Annotated in this window: 18 protein-coding genes and 2 tRNA genes; 7 read left to right on the top strand and 13 right to left on the bottom strand. The window is 73.1% G+C overall.

What is annotated here, in order from left to right; translation table 11 throughout:
- Positions 1-160: 160 nt before the first annotated feature.
- The 7 genes from OM98_RS06150 to OM98_RS15170 all read right to left on the bottom strand — a co-directional run bounded on the left by OM98_RS06150 (position 161) and on the right by OM98_RS15170 (position 5,024).
- Positions 161-250, bottom strand: a tRNA-Ser gene (locus OM98_RS06150).
- 160 nt (positions 251-410) lie between these two features.
- Positions 411-884: a peroxiredoxin gene (locus OM98_RS06145; protein WP_010533724.1), complete on the bottom strand. Its 474-nt coding sequence runs from the start codon at positions 882-884 to the stop codon at positions 411-413.
- 33 nt (positions 885-917) lie between these two features.
- The gene (locus OM98_RS06140) at positions 918-2,636 is read right to left on the bottom strand and encodes a potassium channel family protein (RefSeq protein WP_010533723.1); all 1,719 of its coding nucleotides are present in this window, start codon (positions 2,634-2,636) and stop codon (positions 918-920) included.
- 157 nt (positions 2,637-2,793) lie between these two features.
- On the bottom strand, positions 2,794-3,426 hold the full coding sequence (locus OM98_RS06135; RefSeq protein WP_010533722.1) for a biotin transporter BioY: 633 nt from the start codon (positions 3,424-3,426) through the stop codon (positions 2,794-2,796).
- A gap of 102 nt (positions 3,427-3,528) precedes the next feature.
- Positions 3,529-4,251, bottom strand: coding sequence for a M50 family metallopeptidase (locus OM98_RS06130; RefSeq protein WP_010533721.1), 723 nt, complete (start codon positions 4,249-4,251; stop codon positions 3,529-3,531).
- Complete coding sequence (locus tag OM98_RS14815; protein ID WP_010533720.1) at positions 4,248-4,685, bottom strand: hypothetical protein; 438 nt, start codon at positions 4,683-4,685, stop codon at positions 4,248-4,250. Before OM98_RS14815 ends, OM98_RS06130 begins: the two co-directional genes overlap by 4 nt.
- Positions 4,686-4,850: 165 nt before the next feature.
- The gene (locus OM98_RS15170) at positions 4,851-5,024 is read right to left on the bottom strand and encodes a hypothetical protein (RefSeq protein WP_010533719.1); all 174 of its coding nucleotides are present in this window, start codon (positions 5,022-5,024) and stop codon (positions 4,851-4,853) included.
- Between the two features lie 127 nt (positions 5,025-5,151).
- Here OM98_RS15170 and OM98_RS06115 point away from each other — a divergent pair, with 127 nt between their 5' ends.
- Positions 5,152-5,814, top strand: a complete 663-nt coding sequence (locus tag OM98_RS06115; protein WP_010533718.1) for a DUF998 domain-containing protein — start codon at positions 5,152-5,154, stop codon at positions 5,812-5,814.
- Positions 5,815-5,835: 21 nt separating this feature from the next.
- Here OM98_RS06115 and OM98_RS06110 read toward each other — a convergent pair whose 3' ends face one another.
- Entirely contained in the window at positions 5,836-6,849 is a 1,014-nt protein-coding gene (locus tag OM98_RS06110) for a zinc-dependent alcohol dehydrogenase family protein (RefSeq protein WP_010533717.1), read from the bottom strand.
- Positions 6,850-7,050: 201 nt separating this feature from the next.
- Between OM98_RS06110 and OM98_RS06105 the strand changes: the two genes are divergently transcribed.
- From OM98_RS06105 to OM98_RS06090, 4 genes are all read left to right on the top strand, one after another.
- Positions 7,051-7,362 (top strand): putative quinol monooxygenase, encoded by a 312-nt coding sequence (locus OM98_RS06105; protein WP_010533716.1) that lies wholly within the window; start codon positions 7,051-7,053, stop codon positions 7,360-7,362.
- A gap of 194 nt (positions 7,363-7,556) precedes the next feature.
- Entirely contained in the window at positions 7,557-9,680 is a 2,124-nt protein-coding gene (locus OM98_RS06100) for a PTS sugar transporter subunit IIA (RefSeq protein ID WP_010533715.1), read from the top strand.
- Between the two features lie 7 nt (positions 9,681-9,687).
- Complete coding sequence (locus OM98_RS06095; protein WP_010533714.1) at positions 9,688-10,830, top strand: mannitol-1-phosphate 5-dehydrogenase; 1,143 nt, start codon at positions 9,688-9,690, stop codon at positions 10,828-10,830.
- 146 nt (positions 10,831-10,976) lie between these two features.
- Positions 10,977-11,246, top strand: coding sequence for an HPr family phosphocarrier protein (locus OM98_RS06090; protein ID WP_010533713.1), 270 nt, complete (start codon positions 10,977-10,979; stop codon positions 11,244-11,246).
- A 100-nt stretch (positions 11,247-11,346) separates the two neighbouring features.
- Here the strand turns inward: OM98_RS06090 and ptsP are convergent, their stop codons facing one another.
- Positions 11,347-13,065, bottom strand: coding sequence for a phosphoenolpyruvate--protein phosphotransferase (gene ptsP / locus OM98_RS06085; protein ID WP_029362729.1), 1,719 nt, complete (start codon positions 13,063-13,065; stop codon positions 11,347-11,349).
- A 241-nt stretch (positions 13,066-13,306) separates the two neighbouring features.
- Here ptsP and OM98_RS06080 point away from each other — a divergent pair, with 241 nt between their 5' ends.
- Both OM98_RS06080 and OM98_RS06075 read left to right on the top strand, forming a co-directional pair.
- The gene (locus OM98_RS06080; RefSeq protein WP_010533711.1) at positions 13,307-16,549 is read left to right on the top strand and encodes a GH92 family glycosyl hydrolase; all 3,243 of its coding nucleotides are present in this window, start codon (positions 13,307-13,309) and stop codon (positions 16,547-16,549) included.
- Positions 16,550-16,681: 132 nt separating this feature from the next.
- A complete protein-coding gene (locus OM98_RS06075; protein WP_010533710.1) occupies positions 16,682-16,933 on the top strand; it encodes a hypothetical protein in 252 nt (83 codons plus the stop codon).
- Between the two features lie 173 nt (positions 16,934-17,106).
- Here the strand turns inward: OM98_RS06075 and OM98_RS06070 are convergent, their stop codons facing one another.
- From OM98_RS06070 to OM98_RS06055, 4 genes are all read right to left on the bottom strand, one after another.
- Positions 17,107-17,496 (bottom strand): type II toxin-antitoxin system VapC family toxin, encoded by a 390-nt coding sequence (locus OM98_RS06070; RefSeq protein WP_010533709.1) that lies wholly within the window; start codon positions 17,494-17,496, stop codon positions 17,107-17,109.
- A 3-nt stretch (positions 17,497-17,499) separates the two neighbouring features.
- A complete protein-coding gene (locus tag OM98_RS06065; RefSeq protein ID WP_083837724.1) occupies positions 17,500-17,763 on the bottom strand; it encodes a ribbon-helix-helix protein, CopG family in 264 nt (87 codons plus the stop codon).
- Between the two features lie 95 nt (positions 17,764-17,858).
- Positions 17,859-17,946, bottom strand: a tRNA-Ser gene (locus OM98_RS06060).
- 25 nt (positions 17,947-17,971) lie between these two features.
- Positions 17,972-20,686: a cation-transporting P-type ATPase gene (locus OM98_RS06055; RefSeq protein WP_010533707.1), complete on the bottom strand. Its 2,715-nt coding sequence runs from the start codon at positions 20,684-20,686 to the stop codon at positions 17,972-17,974.
- Positions 20,687-20,700 lie beyond the last annotated feature (14 nt).

Here is a 20,700-nt window from a genome sequence, read left to right as displayed (position 1 = left end):
ACCCCTCCAGCCTAGCGCGCTCCCCTCCGGCGACCCCATCGGGCCAAAGTCCGGGACGGGATCGTGACGGGACCAAGGGCCCAGGTCACATCGGCGGCCGACGCCATGTCCGGAACGACGGAGCCGCGCCACCCGGGTGGGTGACGCGGCTCGGATCGGGCGGAGACGAGAGGATTTGAACCTCCGAGGCGGTTCTTCACCGCCTACTCCCTTAGCAGGGGAGCGCATTCGGCCGCTCTGCCACGTCTCCTGATGTCGCGCCCACGGGCACGGCATGCCGAGCCAGCATACGGGAGCGCCGGGGACCGCGCCAAAGCGGTGGACGGATCGGGGATCAGGTCACATCGGACCGGTACGGCGGGCGCCTTCGGCGTTCCGGGCGCCGGGTCGCCGCACCTCTCCCCCGTGACTCAGAGACCCAGCTTCTCCTGCAGCAGCGCGATGTGCTTGGGGGTGCCCACGCGGTACTTCACGAAGGTCAGCACGCCCTCGGCGTCGATCGCGAAGCTGGAGCGGATGGTGCCCTCGACGAGCTTGCCGTACATGTTCTTGGTGCCCCAGGCGCCGTAGGCCTCCATCACCCGGTGCGACTCGTCGCAGGCCAGGGTGTAGGGCAGGTCCTGCTCGGCGGCGAAGCGGTCCAGCTCCGCGACCGGGTCCGGGGAGATGCCGATCACCCGGTACCCCGCGTCGAGGAACATCTGGTGGTTGTCCCGCAGGTCGCAGGCCGGCTTGGTGCACAGCGAGGTGTTCGCGGCCGGATAGAACCAGATCAGGGCGGGGGCGCCGCGCAGCTCCTCCAGGCTCACCTGGCCACCGCCGGCCGTGGGCAGGTCGAAAGCAGGGGCGGCATCGCCGACGGCGAGCTTCACGGGATCGGGCACGGGGGCTCCTCGGGTCGGTCGGGTCGGGCCGGCTCAGCGCCGGGGCAGGCGCAGGTAGGTCTCGCGGAAGATCTGCTCGGCGTGGCGGTCGCCCAGCAGCAGCAGCTTCACCGAGGAGGAGGGGATCCGCTCGGTGTCGTAGCTGAGGGTGCCGTCCTCGTCGGTGACGGCGACGATGTGGCAGCCGGTGCGGCGGTGCACCTCGGAGTTCCGCACCGTGCGGCGCACCAGGGAGGTCGGGCAAGGGACCAGGAACAGCTCGTTGCCCTCGGCGATCAGCACGCGATGGCTGAGGCCGGCGTGGTTCCACAGGTCGGTGGCGCCGATGGTGGCGTAGGACAGCACGCTGTCGGCGCCCGCGCGGTAGAGGGTGGCGACGTTGCGCTCGTAGGTGGCGCGGGAGACGATCTGCAGCTCCGGGCGCAGGCGCCGGCAGTACAGGGTGAGGTACACGTTCAGGTCGTCGTCGTGCGGGGTGACCAGCACGGTGGAGGCGGTCTCGAGGCCGGCCTCGCGCAGCACGCGCACGTCGGCGGCGTCGCCGTGGACCACGCGGTACTCGGCGGTGCCGTCGACGGCGCCGGTGGAGTTCTCCACCCGGCCCGGGATCTGCTCGACGATCGTGTTGGGCACACCCTCCGCGGTGAGCGCGCGGGAGGCGGCGCGGCCCACGCGGCCGCCGCCGAGGATCAGCACCGGCGCCTCGCTCTGGTGGCCCACCAGGAACTGGGTGTCGAAGGCCTCCAGGTCGGGGTCCTCGCCCGCGAGGATCAGCACGGTGTTGTCGGTGATCTTCTGGTCCTGCTTGAGGGGGCGCAGGCGGCCCTTGCGCATGATCGCGAGGATCCGCACGCAGGAGGAGATGTCGTCCTGCGCCTCGCCGAGGGTGCGGCCCACCAGGGTCGTGCCGCGGGCGGCGGTCTCAGCGATGACGGTGCGGCCGAAGCGTCCGATGCGGCGCACGTGCCCGGTGGCGCCGAGCACGCGGCCGGCCATCTCGGTGCCCAGCTCGCTGCCGAGCTGCAGCACGTGGTCGGCGCCGGCCAGCCCCAGCACGTCGACGCTGGCCCACTTCTCGGCGGTCACGGCGATGTCGACGTCGCCGGAGACCTGACGGACCGTGAAGGCGACGTTGGTGTTCTCGGTGTCGGTGAGGGTGGAGGCGATCAGCCGCGCCCGGTCCGCGCCCGCATTGCGGTAGGTCAGCGCCGAGTCCAGGGGGCCGACGACCACCTTGATGCCGAGGTCGTGCAGCTTCATCGCCTCGATCGGGTCCGGCACCACCAGCACCGCGGGGGTGCGGGAGCGCTCGGCGCGGGCGATGAACGCCTGGGTGACGGCGTTGGTGCCGACCAGGATCACGTGGTCCTTGAGGTTCGGGTGCACCTTGCGGGGGGTGCGGGCGTGCTGGCGACGGTCCAGCCACGGCGTGACCATGTACGTGATGACGAAGTACGGCAGCAGCACCAGCAGGAAGACCACGCCGGTGAGCAGCACGACCATCGAGAACAGGCGGCCGAGGTCGGACTCGAAGGTCACGTCGCCGTAGCCGAGGGTGCTCATCGTGGTGATCGCCCAGTAGATGGCGCTCACCCAGGAGAACTGCCGCCCCTCGAGGTGCATCAGGTAGTGGAAGATCGCGGCGTACAGGGTGATCACGAAGACCCCCAGCAGGGTGGCCAGGATGAAGGGGCGCACCCGCTTGCGCGGTTTCCCCTTGTCGGCCGCCTTGTACGACACCATCGTGCCCATCAGCTCTCCTTCGCCGGTCACCGGGCAGGGTCGATCCCCGCGCGGTCACGAACGTCATCGGACAGCGTAGGACCGTCCCCGCCCGGTGCCTAACGCGGATTGGCCCACGTCACGATGCGCTCGGCGAACAGGGCGGGACGGGTGACGGGCGGTGTGCTCAGCGCTCGTCGACGCGGCGCACCAGGCGCCAGGCGGCGGGGATCAGCAGCGCCGCGAGGCCGGCCTTGACCAGGCCGCCGGCGATGAAGGGGACGACGCCGACGGCGAGGATGCCCGCCAGGTCGTATCCGAGGCCCATCACGCCGTTGAGGATCCACGCCATGTAGGGCACGCCGATCAGGAACGGCACCACACTGGCGGCGACGAAGCCGCCCAGGGCCAGCAAGGGCGTGCGGTCCCAGGCGCGCTCGGCGAACCAGCCGGCGACGAAGGCTGCGGGGATGAAGCCGAGGATGAAGCCGAAGCTGGGGGTCATCACGGCGGCGACGGAGCCGGTGAGGCCCGCGAAGACGGGGGCGCCCGCGAGGCCCACGGCGAGGTAGGTCAGCAGCGCGGCGGCGCCGCGGCGGGAGCCGAGGGCCGCGCCGACGACGATCACGGCGAGGGTCTGCCCGGTGATGGGGACGATCGGCAGGGGGATGGTGACCTGCGCGGAGAGCGCCACGACGAGGGTGCCGGCGAGCACGAGCGCCACGTCGGCCAGCCACGGGCTGGGCACCGCGCGGGACAGGCGCGGGGCGAGCGCATCGGCGAGGACGGGGCGGCGGGCCGGGATGGCGAGCGAGGTCATGGGGCTCCTCGGGGAGACGGGGCGGGTGGCCACCACCCTAGATCAGCGGCCCCAGACATCGTCACTGTCCAGCGGCTCGTGCCGAAGGTTCGGGCCGGCGGCTCAGAGCAGCGGCAGCGCGGGGCGGATCAGCAGCGCCGCCCCGACGGTGCAGGCCAGAATCACCAGGCCCATCAGGGCGATCCACAGCCCGGCGGGCAGTGGGGTGAGCCGGGCGAGCTGGCCGGGGTCGTCGCTCGCGCCGCCGTCGTGGGCCACCACGGCCAGGTGCCGCCAGGCGCCCAGCAGCAGGAACACCCCGAGCGCGAGGGTGACGATCGCGGCCACCTCGGGGCCGCCGAACCACCACACGGCGCCGGTGCCGAGCGCGGCGCCCAGCACGGCCAGCACCGTGGAGAAGGAGCGGGTGAACACGAGGGAGACCAGCAGTCCGGCGACGATCACGGCCAGTGCGGTGCCGGCCCAGCCCGTCCGCGCCACCAGCACCAGCACCAGCACCAGGCCTAGCACGGCCGGCGCCGGGTAGCCCGCGAAGGCCGAGAGCACCCGGCCGGGGCCGGTGCGGGGGCCGACGGTGATGGTGTGCCCGGACATGTCGGGGCTCACCACGAAGCCGGTGAAACGGCGCCCGGCGAGCACCCCGACCAGCGCGTGGCCGAGCTCGTGGACGATGGTCACGCCGAGCCGCAGCAGGCGCCAGACGGGGCCGAGCAGCACCGCGGCGGCGGCCAGGCCCAGGGCGAGCACCGCCCACCAGCCCGAGGCGGGAGTGAGGCCGGGCACGCTGCGCGCGGCGATCTCCTGGAGGATCTCGGAGGCGTTCACGCGGTCATGGTGCCAGGGGCGCCCTCGGACCCGCTGGGAACGGCGGTGGCGGCCAGCCGGTCGAGGGTCTGCGCCCACAGGTCCCGCTCGATGCGCAGCAGCAGGGCGACGCCGACGAGCACGGCGCCGACGGCGAGCTCGCGGGGGCGCAGAGCGGCGGCGGAGTAGACGGCGCCGCGCCGGATCAGGGCCAGCAGACGCAGCACGCACAGCCCGATCACCTGGAGACAGGCGATGCCGAGCACGACCAGCAGCAGCACCCCCAGCATGAGCGGGCCGGGACCGGCCAGGCCGCGCACGGCGGCCTGCAGGATCAGCACCTGGATGCCGGCGGCGCCGAGCAGGCAGATCACGACGATGACGCGAAGCGCCAGCAGGGTCCCGGCGGACGGGGCGGGCGCCGGGCCGGTGGGCGGGGCGGGGGTACGGGACACGGGGTCTCCTCCCGGGAGCGGGGAAGCGGGATGACCAGCCTGCCCCGCGGCGGGACGGGGTGCACCCCTGGCGGGCGGCTCCCCCGCGAACCCTCGCGGTGTCTTCACCGTCTGCACACGGCCGGGCACGTCTCCGCGGCCCCCTCCCGGCCTCGGCATCCTGTCTCAGTGCATCACGGCCTCCTGCTGCCCCGGGGACAAGGGTCGATCGGCGAGGACCAGCCGGATCGTGGCGGGATCGGGATGGCCGGCGTCGGGGCCGCGCAGCCGCAGCTCGAGCCCCACCTTCTTCGCCACCCGGCGCGAGGCGTGGTTGTGCTCGAGCAGGTAGGCGACCACCGGTAGCTCCGGTCGGTGCTGTCGGTCATGTCCCCCAGCGTGCCGCGGGGGTCCGACATCTCGTCCTTTCGGAGGAGATCCGGCCCGTGGCCTGCCGTCGTCGCCCGGGGCGCGGAAGACTGAGGGCATGTCCTCGTCCCCCGGCCCCGCCACCGCGCCCCGTGTCGCCGCCATCGCGCTCCTCGTCCAGGCTCTCGCCCTGCCCGCGGAGCTGCTCGCGATGGCGGCCTCCCGCGCGCCCTACGATCCCGTGGCGCAGACGATCAGCGACCTCGGGGCGCGCAGCTGCACCGCGATCGGCTATCCCTCGGGGCCGGTCGAGGTCTGCTCGCCGCTGCACGTGGTGCTGAACGGCTCGTGGGTGCTGGCGGGGATCGCGCTGGTGGTCGCTGCGCTCGGCCTGGCACGCATGCCCAGCCCTGCCGGCCGCCCGGCGCGTGCCGCCGCGGTGACGCTGCTGGTGGTCATGGGGGTGAGCACGGTGGCATGCGGGCTGATCCCGCTGGACGTGGACCTGGCCTGGCACTCCCTGGTGTCGCTGCCCGCGATCCTGCTGGGCCCGGCTGCGGCCGCCCTGGCCCTCGCCTGCTGGTGGTCCCGACAGCCCTCGCGCGGCCGGCGCCGGCTGTGCTGGCTGCTCGGGGCCCTGCCGACCCTGGCCGCGGTGGCGATGCTGCTGGTGCTGGACGGCCTCGGCGTGATGGGCCTGCTGGAGCGGATCGCGGTGTGGGTGCCGCTGCTCGCCCTCGGCGCGCTGGGATGGCGAGGGGTCCGCCACGGCTCCTCGTGAGCGGGCCCCTCGGAAGCGTCCTCAGGGACGCAGCAGCGACTTGATGGCGCGGCGCTCGTCCATGGCGGCGTAGCCCTCGGCGGCCTCCTCCAGCGGCAGCTCCAGGTCGAACACCTTGCCGGGCTCGATCTCGCGGGCGAGCACCAGCTCCAGCAGGCGCGGCAGGTACTCCCTCACCGGGGCCACGCCGCCGCGCAGGCCGACGTTGCGCCAGAACATGTGGCGCTGGTCGAGCTCGGCGTGGGGCACGCCCACCCAGCCGACCATCCCGCCGGGGCGGGCGCACTGCAGCGCCTGGTCCACGGAGTCCTGGGTGCCCACGCACTCCAGCACCGAGTAGGCACCGATCCCGTCGGTCAGGGCGCGCACGGCCGCGATGCCCTCCTCGCCGCGCTCGGCGATGATGTCGGTGGCGCCGAAGGCCCGGGCGATCTCCTGGCGGTCGGCGTGGCGGCTCATCGCGATGACCCGCTCGGCGCCCATCACCTTCGCGGCGAGCACGCCGCACAGCCCCACGGCACCGTCGCCGACGACGACCACGGTGCCGCCCTCACGCACCTCGGCGGAGACGGCGGCGTGCCAGCCGGTGCCCATCACGTCGGAGAGGGCGAGCAGGCTGGGGATGAGGTCCTCGGCGGGCTGTTCGGGGGTGGCGAGCAGGGTGCCGTCGGCCTGCGGGATGCGGATGTACTCGGCCTGACAGCCGTCGTAGCCGCCGCCGTGCTCGCAGTTGGCCTGCTGACCGACCCGGCACACGGCGCAGGTGTTGTCGGAGTACTTGAAGCCGCCGACGACGAACTGGCCGGGACGCACGGTGGTGACCGCGTCCCCGACCTCCTCGACCACACCCACGAACTCGTGGCCGATCGGGGTGGGCTCGGCGACGGCGGAGATGCCGCGGTAGCGCCAGAGGTCCGAGCCGCAGACGCAGGCGGCGACGGTGCGGACCACGGCGTCGGTGGGCTCGAGGATGGTGGGCTTCTCCCGGTCCTCGACGCGGACGTCGTGGGCGGCGTGGATGACGGCTCCTCGCATGAGGGGGCTCCTTCTGGGGGTGGGGTGCGGTCGTGAGGCCCGACCGCTCCCCCATCCTGACGGCCCGACCCGGACGGAGCCAGGGACTGTCGGTGCACGGCTCGCGGGACCGCCCCGATGACCGGCGGACGGGGGTGCCGGTGCGTCGGGGGCGACTGATACGTTCCACGGACCGCCGAGACCGACGAGCCAGGAGGCCCCATGAGCGTCATCGTCACCGCCGTGTTCCGTCCCGCCGAGGGGAAGAAGGAGGAGCTGGCCGCCGCCATGCACCGCGGCATCGCTGCCGTGCACGAGGAGCCCGGCTGCGAGCTCTACGCCATCCACGACGCCGAGGACGGCACCATCACCATGATCGAGAAGTGGACCCGCGTGGAGGACCTCGACCTGCACGGCGGCGGCGAGGCCGTGAAGATCCTCAACGCCGACATCGACGGGCTGCTCGCCTCCCCCGTGGAGGTCACCCGGATGACCGCGATCCCCGCCGGCACCAAGGCGCAGGGCGAACTCTGAGCGACGCGGGCGTCCCACCGGTGCAGAGGTGGACATAGCGCCCTCCCTGTGGATTTACACTGTCCTCACCCACGGGGGATCTCCTCCTCCCGGGCTCTCCCCTCCGAGCGCCCCCGTGCGTTCGCAGCGCGCCGCCCGGTGCGCCCGTGCAACGTCCCGGGGCCCCTGATCCCCGCCGTCAACGAGGACACCACATGACCACGACGACCGACGCGCCGAGCGGGTTCAACCCGCGGGTGGCGCTGCAGAAGGTCGGCACTTCCCTGTCCAACATGGTGATGCCGAACATTCCCGCCCTGATCGCCTGGGGCATCCTCACCGCCTTCTTCATCGAGAAGGGGTGGACCCCGAACGAACAGCTCGCCAGCGCTGTCGGCCCGATGATCCACTACCTGCTGCCGTTGCTCATCGCGAACACCGGCGGCCGGATGGTCTACGAGGCGCGCGGCGCCGTGGTCGGTGTCGTCGCCACCATGGGCGTCATCGCGGGCTCTGACTGGCTGGTCGCGCAGGAGAACGCACCTGCGCTTCAGGAGTGGATCGAGGCGGGCAACGACTCCTCGACCTTCTCGGGCCTGCCGCAGGTCCACATGTTCATCGGCGCGATGATCATGGCACCGCTCGCCGCCTGGTGCATGAAGAAGCTCGACGCCCTGTGGCGGGACCACATCCCCGCGGGCTTCGAGATGCTCGTGAACATGTTCTCGGCCGGCATCTTCGGCTTCGTGGCCCTGGCCGCCGGCTTCTTCGGCCTCGCGCCGCTGGTGAACGGTTTCATGTCGTTGCTGGCCAACGGCGTCGACCTCCTGGTGGAGCAGAACCTCCTGCCCCTGGTCTCGATCCTCATCGAGCCCGCCAAGGTGTTCTTCCTGAACAACGCCATCAACCACGGCGTGCTCACCCCGCTCGGCATCGCCCAGGCGGACGCGGAGGGGAAGTCGATCCTGTTCCTGCTCGAGGCCAACCCCGGCCCGGGCCTCGGCATCCTGCTCGCCTACGCGTTCTTCGGTCGGGGGGCTGCGAAGGCCTCCGCCCCGGGCGCCGCGATCATCCACTTCTTCGGCGGCATCCACGAGATCTACTTCCCGTACGTGCTCATGAAGCCGATCCTCATCCTCGCGGCCATCGGCGGCGGCATGACCGGCGTGGCGATCAACATGGTCTTCGACACCGGCCTGGTCTCCGCGGCCGCCCCCGGCTCCATCCTCGCGATCTTCGCCGTGGCCGCGCGGGACTCCTACCTCGGCATCGCCCTCGCGGTCACCGGCGCCGCCGCCGTCAGCTTCCTGCTCGCCGCGCTGTTCCTGCGCATCGGCAAGCAGGACGACGGCGACATCGCCGCCGCCACCGCCAAGATGGAGCAGATGAAGGGCAAGAAGTCCTCCGTCTCCGGCGCCCTGACGGGTGGCGCCGCGGGCGCCGCCGCGGCCGAGGGCATCGACGACTCCGGCCACACCGGCCCGATCTCCAAGATCGTCTTCGCCTGTGACGCCGGCATGGGCTCCTCCGCGATGGGCGCCACCGTGCTTCGCAAGAAGGTCCGCGCCGCCGGCTTCGACGACATCGAGGTCACCAACAAGGCCATCTCGAACCTCACCGACGAGTGGGACGTCGTGGTCACCCAGAAGGAGCTCACGGACCGCGCCCGACAGCGCACCGGCTCCGCCGTCCACGTCAGCGTCGACCAGTTCATGAACTCGCCGCGCTACGACGAGGTCGTGCAGATGGTCGAGCGCCGCAACAACGGCGGCTCCGAGGCGGCGCCTGCCGCTGCCGCCGGGGGCGCCGCCGCGGCAGGGTCCTCCGAGCCCGCCGCGGGCCACGGCCGTCGTGCCGCAGCCCCGGCGGACACCGACGACACCGCTGACAGCGGCCAGTCCGGTACCGCGGAGATCCTGTCCCGCGACAGCATCGTCCTGTCCGGCACCGCCACCAGCGCGGACGCTGCGATCGACGAGGCCGGCGCGCTGCTGGTCGCCGCCGGCGCGGTCGACCAGGGCTACGTGGAGGCCATGCACGACCGCGAGGCCTCGGTGTCCACCTTCATGGGCAACGGCCTGGCCATCCCCCACGGCACCAACGAGGCGAAGGAGTCCATCGCCCGCTCGGGCATGACCTTCACCCGCTACCCGGGCGGCATCGACTGGAACGGCAACCCCGTCACCTTCGTGGTGGGCATCGCCGGCGTGGGCAACGAGCACCTGGAGCTGCTGCAGAAGGTCGCCATGACCTTCTCGGACCCGGCCCAGGTGGCGCGCCTGGAGAACGCCTCCAGCGCGGACGAGATCCTCGAGATCTTCGGCGACGAGAAGGAGTGATCCCCTGATGAAGGCCGTCCACTTCGGAGCGGGCAACATCGGCCGCGGCTTCGTGGGCCTGCTGCTGCACGAGGCAGGCTACGAGCTGGTGTTCGCGGACGTGGCCGCCGGGCTCATCGAGGCCCTGCAGTCCGCCGATTCGTACACCGTGCGCACCGTGGGGCAGCACCCCTCGGAAACCGTCGTGGACGGCTTCACCGCCGTGAACTCGGCGGAGGACCCGGAGACCCTCACCGCCGAGATCGCCTCGGCCGACGTGGTGACCACCGCGGTGGGCGCGCACATCCTGCGCTTCGTCGCCCCCTCGATCGCCGCCGGCATCGCCGCCCGGCCCGCGGACGCCCCGCGGGTCGCGGTGATGGCCTGCGAGAACGCGATCAACGCGACGGACCTGCTGGAGGAGGAGATCCGGAAGAACTACACCGGGGACGACCTCGACGCCAAGGCGTTCTTCGCGAACACCGCGGTGGACCGGATCGTGCCGGTGCAGGACCCGGAAGCGGGCCTCGACGTCACCGTCGAGGACTTCCACGAGTGGGCCGTCGAGCGCGGCCCCTTCGCCGGGGACGAGCCGGACGTCCCCGGCATCACCTGGGTGGAGGAGCTCGGCCCGTACATCGAGCGCAAGCTGTTCACGGTGAACACCGGGCACGCCACGGCGGCGTGGCACGGCTTCGCCGCGGGCCACGCGACCATCGCCGATGCGGTGGCCGACCCGGAGGTCTCCGAGGCCGTGCAGGCCGTGCTCGCCGAGACCTCCGCCCTCCTGGTGGCCAAGTACGGCTTCGCCGAGGACACGCAGCGGGCCTACGCCCAGAAGGTGCAGGGCCGCTTCGCGAACCGGGCACTGCCGGACCCGGTGGAGCGGGTGGGCCGTTCCGTGATGCGCAAGCTGTCGCGGAACGACCGCATCATCTCCCCGGCCGCCGAGCTGGCCGAGCGCGGCATGCCCACCACCGCCCTGCTGGACTCCCTGGCGGCGGCCCTGGCCTTCACCCCCCAGGGGGACGAGGAGGTCACCCGCCTGCAGGAGATCCTGCGCAGCCAGGACGCCGAGTCCGCCACCGCCGAGATCACCGGCCTGGCGCCCGAGCACCCGCTGTTCGCGGCCGTGCGCGAGCGCGTGGCCGCCCGTCAGGCCCAGCTCTGACATCACGCCCGCCGGCGCCGGGGACCGATCGTCCCCGCCGCCGGCGCGGCAGGTCCGATATCGTCCTCCACGACCCATCCGTCGCGGGATCGCCCGCGCACCCCGGCCACCGGGAATCCGGTGGCCGCCGATCGAAAGGCACACTCATGGCCGAGCGCACCGTTTCCATCGCCAGCAAGTCCGGGCTGCACGCCCGACCGGCGACCATCTTCTCCAAGGCCGCCGCCGAGCAGCCCGCCCAGGTCACCATCGAGAAGGTCGGCGGCTCGCCGGTGCAGGCCTCCAGCATGCTGATGCTGATGACCCTGGGCGCCGGCAACGGCGACGAGGTCACCCTCCGCGCCGAGGGCGAGGGCGCCGAGGAGTCGGTCAACGCCCTGGCCGAGCTGCTCGAGAAGGACCTCGACGCCGAGTGATCCACCCGCCGGGCAGCGCCCGGCACGCCAGGAGGGGCGGGGACCACGCGGTCCCCGCCCCTCCTGTCTGTCCGGGCCGGTGATCCCGGCCAGGCACGGGTCAGAGGCCCAGCTCGCCCAGCACCGGCAGGCCGGCGCGCACGGCACTCTTGGCGGCGTCGGCGGAGGGGGCGGCAACGGCCTTGGCTGCGAGCTCCTTGGCCTGCTCGATGGTGACGGTGGAGAGCACCTTCGCCACGGCCGGCAGGGAGCGCGGGGTCATGGACAGGCTGTTCACGCCCAGGCCCACCAGCACCACGGCCAGGCCGGGATCGCCCGCGGCCTCGCCGCACACGCCCACCGGCTTGTTCGCCGTCTCGCCGAAGGACTCGGGGTCGCCGCCCGCGGTGCGCGCGCCGGTGCAGGTGGCCTGCACCAGTGCCAGCACGGCCGGCTGCCACGGGTTGTTGAGGTGCGCGAGGGAGCCGAGCATGCGGTCGGCGGCCATCGTGTACTGGGTGAGGTCGTTGGTGCCGATCGAGGCGAAGTCGCAGGCGGCGAGCTGACGGTCGGCGGTGATCGCGGCGGAGGGGGTCTCCACCATGATCCCGGCCGGGTCCAGGCCGCGCTCGCGGCACATCTCCACGAAGTCCTCGGTGTCCTCGGTGGTGGAGATCATCGGCGCCATCACCCAGGGCTTCGCCTCGGTGTCCTTGCCGGCCGCGGCGATCGCGTCGAGCTGGTTGGTCAGCACCGAGCGCTTCTCCCAGGAGGTGCGGTAGGCCCGCACGCCCAGCGCGGGGTTCGGCTCCTCCGCGTCGGTGAGGAAGGGCAGCGGCTTGTCGGCGCCGGCGTCGATGGTGCGGACCACGACCTTCTTGCCGGGGAAGTGGTCGAACACCTCGGTGTAGGCCTGGGTCTGCTCCTCGACGGTGGGCTCGTCGGCCCGGTCCAGGAAGAGGAACTCGGTGCGGAACAGGCCCACCCCGTCGGCGTGCGCGGCGGCGGCCTTGGCGGCGTCGGCCGCGTTGCCGATGTTGGCCAGCAGCTGCACGCGGGTGCCGTCGGAGAGCACGCCGCCCCCGCCCTCATAGGTGAGGGGGTTCTTCTGCAGCTCGGCCCAGGCCTCGGCGAAGCGGTGGTGCTCCTCGGTGACCTCGTCGGTGACGGTGCCGAAACCGGCGTCGACGAACACCTCGGTGCCGTCGGCGAACTCGTGGATGTCCTTGGCGGCGACGATGGCGGGCAGGCCGAGCTGGCGGGCCAGGATCGCGGTGTGCGACTGCGGGCCGCCGTCGGAGGTGACCAGGGCCAGCACCTTCGCCGGGTCCAGGGTGGCGGTGTCCGCGGGGGCCAGGTCGATCGCGGTGAGGATGAAGGGATCGTCCAGGTCGGGGATGCCGGGGGCCTGCTCCCCGCGCAGTTCGGCGACGATGCGGGCGCGGACGTCGCGCACGTCGGCGGCGCGCTCGGCCATGTAGCCGCCGAGGCCCTCGAGCATGGTGGCGACCTTGTCGCCGGCCTCCCAGACGGCCCGCTCGGCGGACTTGCCGGAGGTGAGCACGAGGCCCTTCGCGGTGGTGGCCAGGGAGGGGTCCGCGGCCATCTGCGAGGTGGCCTCGAGGATCGCCTTGCCCTCGCCGGTGGCGTGCTGGGCGCGGTGGGTGAGCTGCGCCTGCACCGCCTCGGCGGCCTTCTCGATGCGGTCGGCCTCGACGGCGGGCTCGACACCCTCCGGCACGGCCTCGGAGGCGGAGGGCTCGGTGACCGGCGGCGCCATCGTGCGGATGGTGCCGACCACACGGCCGGGGCTGACTGCAACACCTGTGTACTGGGCCATCTGTGTCTCTCCTGGTCTCGTGGGCCGGTGGGTCCCCGGCACCGTCGCCCGGGCGTGCCGCGCACCGCGCGCACCGTCCCCGGCGACAGGCACATGCTACGCGGCGCGAAGGCCCGTGAGGGGGCCGGAGGTCCGCCGTGGGACGAGCCGGGCCAAGACGACGTATCCGGCCTGCCGCCCGGCCCGCCGGAACCCGACCGCCTCCCCTGATCAGGAACCGTCGGACCCTAGGCTGGGACCCATGATCCTCACGCCCGGAGGCGGGCCCGTCGGCGGCCCCACCAGCAAGGACGGGGCCGGCTTCCTCGTCGAGCACTCGGTGCGCTACGACGCGCCCACCGGCGAGCGCAGCGAGGCCCCGTACCCCTACGAGGTCCTCGACGAGGATCCGCGCCTGCACGTGATCGAGGAGGGGGACCTGCTGCACGTGCATCTGTACCCCGAGCTCGATCCGGAGCTGGGCTGGGGCGCCACCTGGGTGGCCGTGGACCTCGAGTTCGACGACGGGCTGCGGCTGTCCGACCTCGGGGCGCTGGACCAGTACGGCTTCGGGGCCGACGCCGCCGAGCAGGGCGAGGAACGGGTGCTGGTCGCGGACCAGTGGAACGACGTGCAGGTGGACCTCTCCCCCGCGCTCGGCCACCGCATCGTCGGCGTGCACGTGGTCGCGGACCCGCCCGCCGAGGGCGACCACGGGCGCCCCGCCGCCGAACGCGCCACCGGCTGGATCGACCCGCCCCGCGTGGTCTCCGCCCCCACCCTGCCGCCGGAGGACGACCCGGTGGCCTGGGTGGACACCCGCCGCGGCACCAACTCCTCGGCCCGCTACTCCCGCGGGAACACGCTGCCCATCACGGCCCTGCCCCACGGCTTCGCGCGCTTCACCCCGGTCACCGACGCCCGCACCGGCCGCTGGCCCTACCGCTACCAACAGGACGGCGACCGCCGGAACCGGCCGCTGCTGCAGGGCATCGCCGTCACCCACCAGCCGAGCCCCTGGATGGGCGACCGCAACCGCTTCCAGCTGATGCCGCTCACCGGCGCCACCCCCGACGCCACGCCCGCGGGGCGCGCGGTGCCCTTCACCCACGCCGCGGAGACCGCCCGCCCCGACCTCTACGCGGTGCGGCTGGCCGACGGCACCCGCCTGCGGCTCTCCCCCACCGACCACGGCGCGATCCTCGAGGTGTCCTTCCCGGCCGGCGCCCGCGGCCGTCACCTGCTGCTGGAGGGCCTGGACGAGCAGGCCCGGATCGACCTGGCCGGCGCCGTCTTCGACGGGCACTTCACGGGCTGGGTGGACAACGGCACCGAGCACCCGGGCCGCACCGCGGGACGCTCGCGGATGTTCGTGGCCGGCTCGGTGGACCCGCAGCCGGACCGGGTGGGCCCCGCCGGAGGCGACCTGGACTCGGCCGGGCGCCTCACCTTCGGCGACAACGTCCGCACCGTCACCGTGCGCCTGGCCACCAGCTTCATCGGTACCGAGCAGGCCCGGCACGCCCTGGACCAGGAGCTGACGGGCCGCACCCCGGTGCAGGTGCGCAAGGCCGCGCACGACGCCTGGGCGGAGCGGCTGGGCGTGATCGCGGTGGAGGGCGCCACGCCCCCGCAGCGCCGCACCCTCTACGGCAGCCTTTACCGGCTGAACCTCTACCCCGCGTCGATGACGGAGAACGCGGGCACCACGCACGTGCCGCGGTACCTGCACGTCTCCCCGACCCTGCCGACCCGCGGCCGCGCCACGAACACCAGCACGAACGCCCCGGTGATCCGCGGGGAGCTGATGGTGGACCACGGCTTCTGGGACACCTACCGCACCTGCTGGCCGGCCTTCGCCCTGCTGTACCCGGGGCCCGCGGCACGGCTGATCGACGGCTTCGTGCAGCACTCCCGGGAGGGCGGCTGGATCCCCCGCTGGTCCGCCCCCGGCTACGCCGACTGCATGACCGGCACCAGCTCCGACGTGGCCTTCGCCGACGCCGCCGTGAAGGGCGTGGCCCTGCCCGACCCGCTGGGCACCTACCGCGCGGGCCTGCGCAACGCGACCGTCGCCCCGGACAGCCCGCTGGTGGGTCGCACCGGCGGCGAGCGCGCGATCTTCACCGGCTACGTCGACACCTCGGTGCCGGAGTCCGTCTCCTGGTCGCTGGAGGCGCACATCAACGATGCCGCGCTGGCCGCCCAGGCGCGGCTGCTGGGCGCGGACCCCGCCACCGATGCGGCCCTGCGGGCGCAGCTCGAGGAGGAGGCCGCCTACCTCGCCGCCCGCAGCGCGAACTACGCCCTGCTGTTCGACGAGCGGACCGGGACCTTCCGGGGCCGCGACCGCTCCGGCCGCTTCGCCGTGCCCGCCGCCGGCTACGACCCGCGGGACTGGGGCGGGGAGGTCACCGAGGCCAGCGCCTGGACCTTCGCCTTCCACGCCCCGCACGACGGGGAGGGCCTGGCGGCCCTCCACGGCGGCCCCGACGGGCTGCTGGCGCACCTGGAGGAGTTCTTCGCCGCGGAGGAGAGCGGCACCCGGCTCGGCGCCTACGAGGAGCCGCTGCACGAGATGGCCGAGGCGAGGGCGGTGCGGATGGGCCAGTTCGGCATCTCCAATCAGCCCGCCCATCACATCCCGTTCCTCTTCCACCATGCCGGGGCGCCGCACCGCGCCCAGGAGATCGTGCGGTCGGTGCAGCGGCGGCTGTTCACCGGTGAGCAGATCGGGCAGGGCTACCCGGGCGACGAGGACAACGGCGAGATGAGCGCCTGGTGGATCCTCACCATGCTCGGGCTGTACCCGCTGCAGCTCGGCACCGGCGTCTACCACCTGGTGGCGCCGCTGCTGGACGTGGCGCACGTGCGGCCGCTCGGTGGGGAGCCCTTCACGATCCGCGCCCTGGAGCAGGCTCCCGAGCACCCCTACATCCAGGGGGTGATGCGCGAGACCCACGGCGAGGGCACCCCCTCGACCACCGCGATCCGCCACGAGGAGCTGCGCGGCGAGATCCAGATCCTGCTGGGCCCGGAGCCGGGCTTCCCCGACGACCCGCCGCCCTCCCCCACTCCCGAGCGGCGCCTGCCCCGGCCCCTGGTGGACCTGCTGCCGCGGGTGGCCGAGGACCCGCTGCTGGACGATGACGCGACCACCGAACGCACGCTGCCGGGGCGCCGCGCCGCCACCGTGGTTGAGCTGCCGCCGCTGGAGGCGCCCGCGCTGCCGCTGTTCTACACGCTGACCTCGGGCGCGCAGGAGGGTCGGGACCCGGTGGCCTGGCGCCTGGAGGGCTCGGAGGACGGCGAGGAGGGCACCTGGGAGGTACTGGACGCCCGCGAGGGTCAGATCTTCCCCTGGCGCCGCCAGACCCGACCGTTCCGCATCGGCGGGCCGGAGGGTCGGGAGGGGGCGCGGCCGCTGCGGCACCACCGACTGGTGCTCACCGGACCGGCCGCCCCGGTGACCCTGGCGCAGGTGGAGCTGCTCGGCCACCGCTGAGGCGGCCCCGACTGCCGCGCCGACCGCTTCGGGACGGCCGGCGCGGGTACGGAGCGCGGCTCCCGGGCGGCGCACAGCGGATGCACAAGCTCGACTGTCCCCGGCCACAGGCCCGGGCGCGACGATTCCGGCATGTCACCGTCACACCGCGGACGCCCGTCCCTGCTCTCCCGCCCGATCACCTGGCTGCTGGTCACCCTGATCACCGTGCTGATCGCCATCGGCGCCATCGCCCTGGGCGGCTCCATGCTCACCGGCCAGGCCGCCGAGACCGAGGTGGCGGTGGTCTCCGCTCCCGTCAGCGGCGCGGCCCCGGTCTCGGTGGAGGCCCGCCCCCTCACCAGCAGCCGCGAGGAGCTCCCGGCCCTCACCACCGCCGCCTGACCCGGCACCCGGGCGCCGACAGCGACCACCCCACCGCCGACCTCTTCACGAATGCGCCCAAGCACCCCTATGGACGCAGATTCGAAGATCTCGATGCCGCAATGGGATCGAGATCTGCGTTCGGGTGGCCTTGGGCGCTCACAGCCATTCGACCGCAGATCTCGCCGGGCGGATCAGGGGATCGGTCGCATGCCCAGGGATTGTGCGGCGCCGGCGAGGCGGTCGTCGTAGGTCAGGATCTCCTCGGCGCCCAGCGCGACCGCGGCGGCCAGGTGGATCGCGTCCAAGGACCGGATCTGCGCCGGACCGACGCGACGGGCCCGGGTGAGGACCGCGGAGTCTAGGGAATGCCGGGCGACACCCGAGCAGGCGAGATCGACGTAGCGGTCGACGTCCTCGACCTCGGCACGGCGGAGCGCCCGCGCGACCTCGAGCCAGGCCAGCTCCGACGCGGCGATCAGCTCACCGGCTGCATGGTGCTCCACCAGGACCTCGCGGACGTCCGGCGACTCCGCCTCGGAGAAGACCCGCGTGAGCAGGGCGCTCGAGTCGACGTAGAGCATCCCTCAAACCCGGTCGTCACGGTCCAGCAGGTCGAGCGTGGACCGCTCGCCCGGGTGTCGCAGCGGGGGCGCCTGGTCCCGGAACGGGCTCGGCGGCCCGACGAGGCCCCGGCGCACGGCGGCGAGGAGCGGCGTCTCCGCGGAGGCCACGCCCAGTTTCTCGGCGAGCGCCTGCCGGACCACGGCCTGCTGTGACTCACCTCGTCGCGCCGCCTCGGCGCGCAGGGCCTCGGCGAGATCGTCGGGGAGCCGGAGGTTCATGGCCATGAACCCAAGGTACCGAGCACGGGCCCCGGCGGTACCGCTCCGTCACCCGGTGCACGGCTGACGGACGAGGCGCGCGGAGCCGTCGGGGCGCGAGGCGGAGGGTGCGGGATTCGAACCCGCGGTACAGGATCACTGCACAGTGGTTTTCAAGACCACCACATTCGGCCGCTCTGTCAACCCTCCCGGTGCCCGGAGGCACCCGTGGATCCTACCGGCGCAGGGCCTTGTCGAGCTCCACCACGGCGAACACCAGCAGGCCGGCGCCGACCGGGATCGCCCAGCCGAGCAGCCCCACGCCGGTGGAGTCGAAGGCGGCCTGCAGCGGCGGCAGGTAGACGAAGGCCAGCTGCAGCAGCAGCATCGCGCCGATGCAGATCCAGGAGATCGGGTTGGTCGTCAGCAGCTCCGGACGCAGGCTGGTGGTGCGGGAGAAGCGCGAGGCCAGCAGGTAGAAGATCTGGCCCACCACGATCGTGTTCACGGCCATCGTGCGGGAGACCTCCACCGGCACCCCGGCGGCCTGGCCCCAGAGGAACACCCCGATGGTGACGGCGCCCAGCAGCAGCGAGACGTAGACGATGCGGATCACGCCGGAACGCGGCAGGATCGAGCAGCCCGGGGCCCGCGGGGCGCGGCGCATGATGTCGGACTCGGCGGGCTCGAAGGCCAGCGCGAGGGCGAGGGTGACCGCGGTGATGGTGTTGACCCACAGCACCTGCACCGGCGTCAGCGGCAGCGTCATCCCCAGCAGCACGGAGACCAGCACCACCAGGCCCTGCGCGCCGTTGGTGGGCAGGATGAAGATGATGGCCTTCTGCAGGTTGTCGTAGATGGTGCGGCCCATCGCGACGGCATCGGCGATGGTCGCGAAGTTGTCGTCGGCGAGCACCACGTCGGCCGCCTCCTTGGTGGCCTCGGTGCCCTTGATGCCCATCGCCACGCCCACGTCGGCACGCTTCAGGGAGGGGGCGTCGTTGACGCCGTCGCCGGTCATGGAGACCACCTGGCCGTCGGCCTGCAGGGCCTGGACCAGGCGCAGCTTGTGCTCGGGGCTGGTGCGGGCGAACACCGAGTGGTCCCTGGCGTACTCAGCGAGCTGCGCGTCGTCGGCGGCCTCGAGCTGGGCGCCGGTGACGGCGCCGCCGGTGTCCTCGATGCCCATCTCGCGGCCGATGGCCCCGGCGGTGCCGGCGTGGTCGCCGGTGATCATGACGACCCGGATCCCGGCCTCGTGGCAGGCGCGGATGGCGGCGGTGGCCTCCTCACGGGGAGGGTCGATGATGCCGTAGAGCCCGAGGAAGGTGAAGCCGCCGGCGTCGACGTCCTCGGTGCCGACGGTGGTGGCGCCCTCGGCGGGGCGCACGGCGGCGGCCAGCACGCGCAGGCCCTGGGCGCTGAGCTCGTCGATCTGCGCCTCCCAGTGGGCGCGGTCCAGCGGCCGGCGCTGATCGGGGGTGGAGCCCTGGTGGCTGCAGCGGTCCAACAGCCGGTCGGGGGCGCCCTTGAGGTCGATCACGGTGCCGACGCCCTCCACCTCATCGAGGGTCGCCATGTACTTGTAGGCGGAGTCGAAGGGCACCTCGGCGAGGCGCGCCTCGTCGTCGCCGGCCACGCCCGCCTTCATCGCGAAGGTACGCAGGCCGCCGTCGGTGGGCTCGCCGGTGAGCTGCCAGCCCTCCCCCTCCCGGGTGACGGTGGAGTCGTTGGTGCGGGCGGCGATCTCGGCGAGCATCCGCAGGTCCTCGTGCTCCAGCAGCTCCACCACGCCGGTCTCGTCGCGGATCTCGCCCTCGGGCGCGTAGCCGGTGCCGGTGACGCGGTAGCGGCCGGCGGGGGTGACGACGGTGGTCACGGTCATCTCATTGCGGGTGAGGGTGCCGGTCTTGTCCGAGCAGATCACGGTGACCGAGCCGAGGGTCTCCACCGAGGTCATGCGGCGGGTGATGGAGTTGCGCCGGGCCATCTGCTGCACGCCGAGGGCGAGGGTGATGGTGAGGACGGCGGGCAGGCCCTCGGGGATCGCCGCCACGGCGAAGCCGATCGCGGAGAGGGTGAGGTCGCCGAGGGTGTAGTCGTACAGGAACCAGCCCAGGGCGAACATGGCGACCGCGGCGATCACCACGATGATCGAGAGGGTCTTGGAGAAGGCCGTCATCTGCCGCACCAGCGGCGTCTCCAGCGACTCGACCTCGTCGAGCATGGTGGTGATGTGGCCGATCTCGGTAGCGGTGCCGGTGCCGACCACGACGCCCTGCCCGGAGCCGGAGGCGACGGTGGTGCCGGAGAAGGCCATCGCGGTGCGGTCGCCCAGCGGGGCGTCGGCGGCGACGGGGGCCGGGTCCTTGCCGACGGGCACGGATTCGCCGGTCAGCGCGGACTCCTCGCAGGTGAGGTTCGAGGCCTGCAGGATGCGCACGTCGGCGGGGACCTTGTCACCGGCGGAGAGCCGCACCAGGTCCCCGGGCACCAGCTCCTCGGCGGGACGGGTCACCCAGGCGCCGTCGCGACGCACCTGCGCGTCCAGGGAGAGCATCGAGCGGATGCCCTCGAGGGCGTCGGCGGCGCGGCCCTCCTGGATATAGCCGATGGTGGCGTTGATGACGACGACGGCGAGGATGACGATCGTGTCGACCAGGTGGCCCATCGCGGTGGTGAGCACCGCGGCGCCGAGCAGCACGAAGATCATCGGGTCGTTGATCTGGCGCAGCAGGCGGCGCAGGGCCGACTCCTGCTCGGCGGCCGGGAGGGCGTTGGGGCCGTGGCGCTCCAGGCGCCGCGTGGCCTCGGCGGCGCTCAGGCCGTCGGGGCCGCTGCCGAGGGCGTCCTGCACGGCGGGGGCGCCTGCGGCGTGCGGGGCGGCGGGGAGCCCGGTGTCCTCGTCCAGAGCGACGGGCTGCGCGGTGGGCGAGGGGGAAGCGTCCATCCCCCCAGTATCCC

Source organism: Brachybacterium squillarum M-6-3 (assembly GCF_000225825.1).
In the GTDB taxonomy this organism is placed as follows: Bacteria; Actinomycetota; Actinomycetes; order Actinomycetales; family Dermabacteraceae; genus Brachybacterium; species Brachybacterium squillarum.
This window is presented reverse-complemented; position numbering and strand designations above follow the sequence as displayed.

Coding starts and splice junctions, on each gene's coding strand:
- OM98_RS06065 (WP_083837724.1), bottom strand. CDS start 17,763: ATGGCCATGAACCTCCGGCTCCCCGACGATCTCGCCGAGGCCCTGCGC.
- OM98_RS06110 (WP_010533717.1), bottom strand. CDS start 6,849: ATGCGAGGAGCCGTCATCCACGCCGCCCACGACGTCCGCGTCGAGGAC.
- OM98_RS06100 (WP_010533715.1), top strand. CDS start 7,557: ATGACCACGACGACCGACGCGCCGAGCGGGTTCAACCCGCGGGTGGCG.
- OM98_RS06070 (WP_010533709.1), bottom strand. CDS start 17,496: ATGCTCTACGTCGACTCGAGCGCCCTGCTCACGCGGGTCTTCTCCGAG.
- OM98_RS06095 (WP_010533714.1), top strand. CDS start 9,688: ATGAAGGCCGTCCACTTCGGAGCGGGCAACATCGGCCGCGGCTTCGTG.
- ptsP (WP_029362729.1), bottom strand. CDS start 13,065: ATGGCCCAGTACACAGGTGTTGCAGTCAGCCCCGGCCGTGTGGTCGGC.
- OM98_RS06055 (WP_010533707.1), bottom strand. CDS start 20,686: ATGGACGCTTCCCCCTCGCCCACCGCGCAGCCCGTCGCTCTGGACGAG.
- OM98_RS06140 (WP_010533723.1), bottom strand. CDS start 2,636: ATGGGCACGATGGTGTCGTACAAGGCGGCCGACAAGGGGAAACCGCGC.
- OM98_RS06080 (WP_010533711.1), top strand. CDS start 13,307: ATGATCCTCACGCCCGGAGGCGGGCCCGTCGGCGGCCCCACCAGCAAG.
- OM98_RS06090 (WP_010533713.1), top strand. CDS start 10,977: ATGGCCGAGCGCACCGTTTCCATCGCCAGCAAGTCCGGGCTGCACGCC.
- OM98_RS06115 (WP_010533718.1), top strand. CDS start 5,152: ATGTCCTCGTCCCCCGGCCCCGCCACCGCGCCCCGTGTCGCCGCCATC.
- OM98_RS06105 (WP_010533716.1), top strand. CDS start 7,051: ATGAGCGTCATCGTCACCGCCGTGTTCCGTCCCGCCGAGGGGAAGAAG.
- OM98_RS06075 (WP_010533710.1), top strand. CDS start 16,682: ATGTCACCGTCACACCGCGGACGCCCGTCCCTGCTCTCCCGCCCGATC.
- OM98_RS06135 (WP_010533722.1), bottom strand. CDS start 3,426: ATGACCTCGCTCGCCATCCCGGCCCGCCGCCCCGTCCTCGCCGATGCG.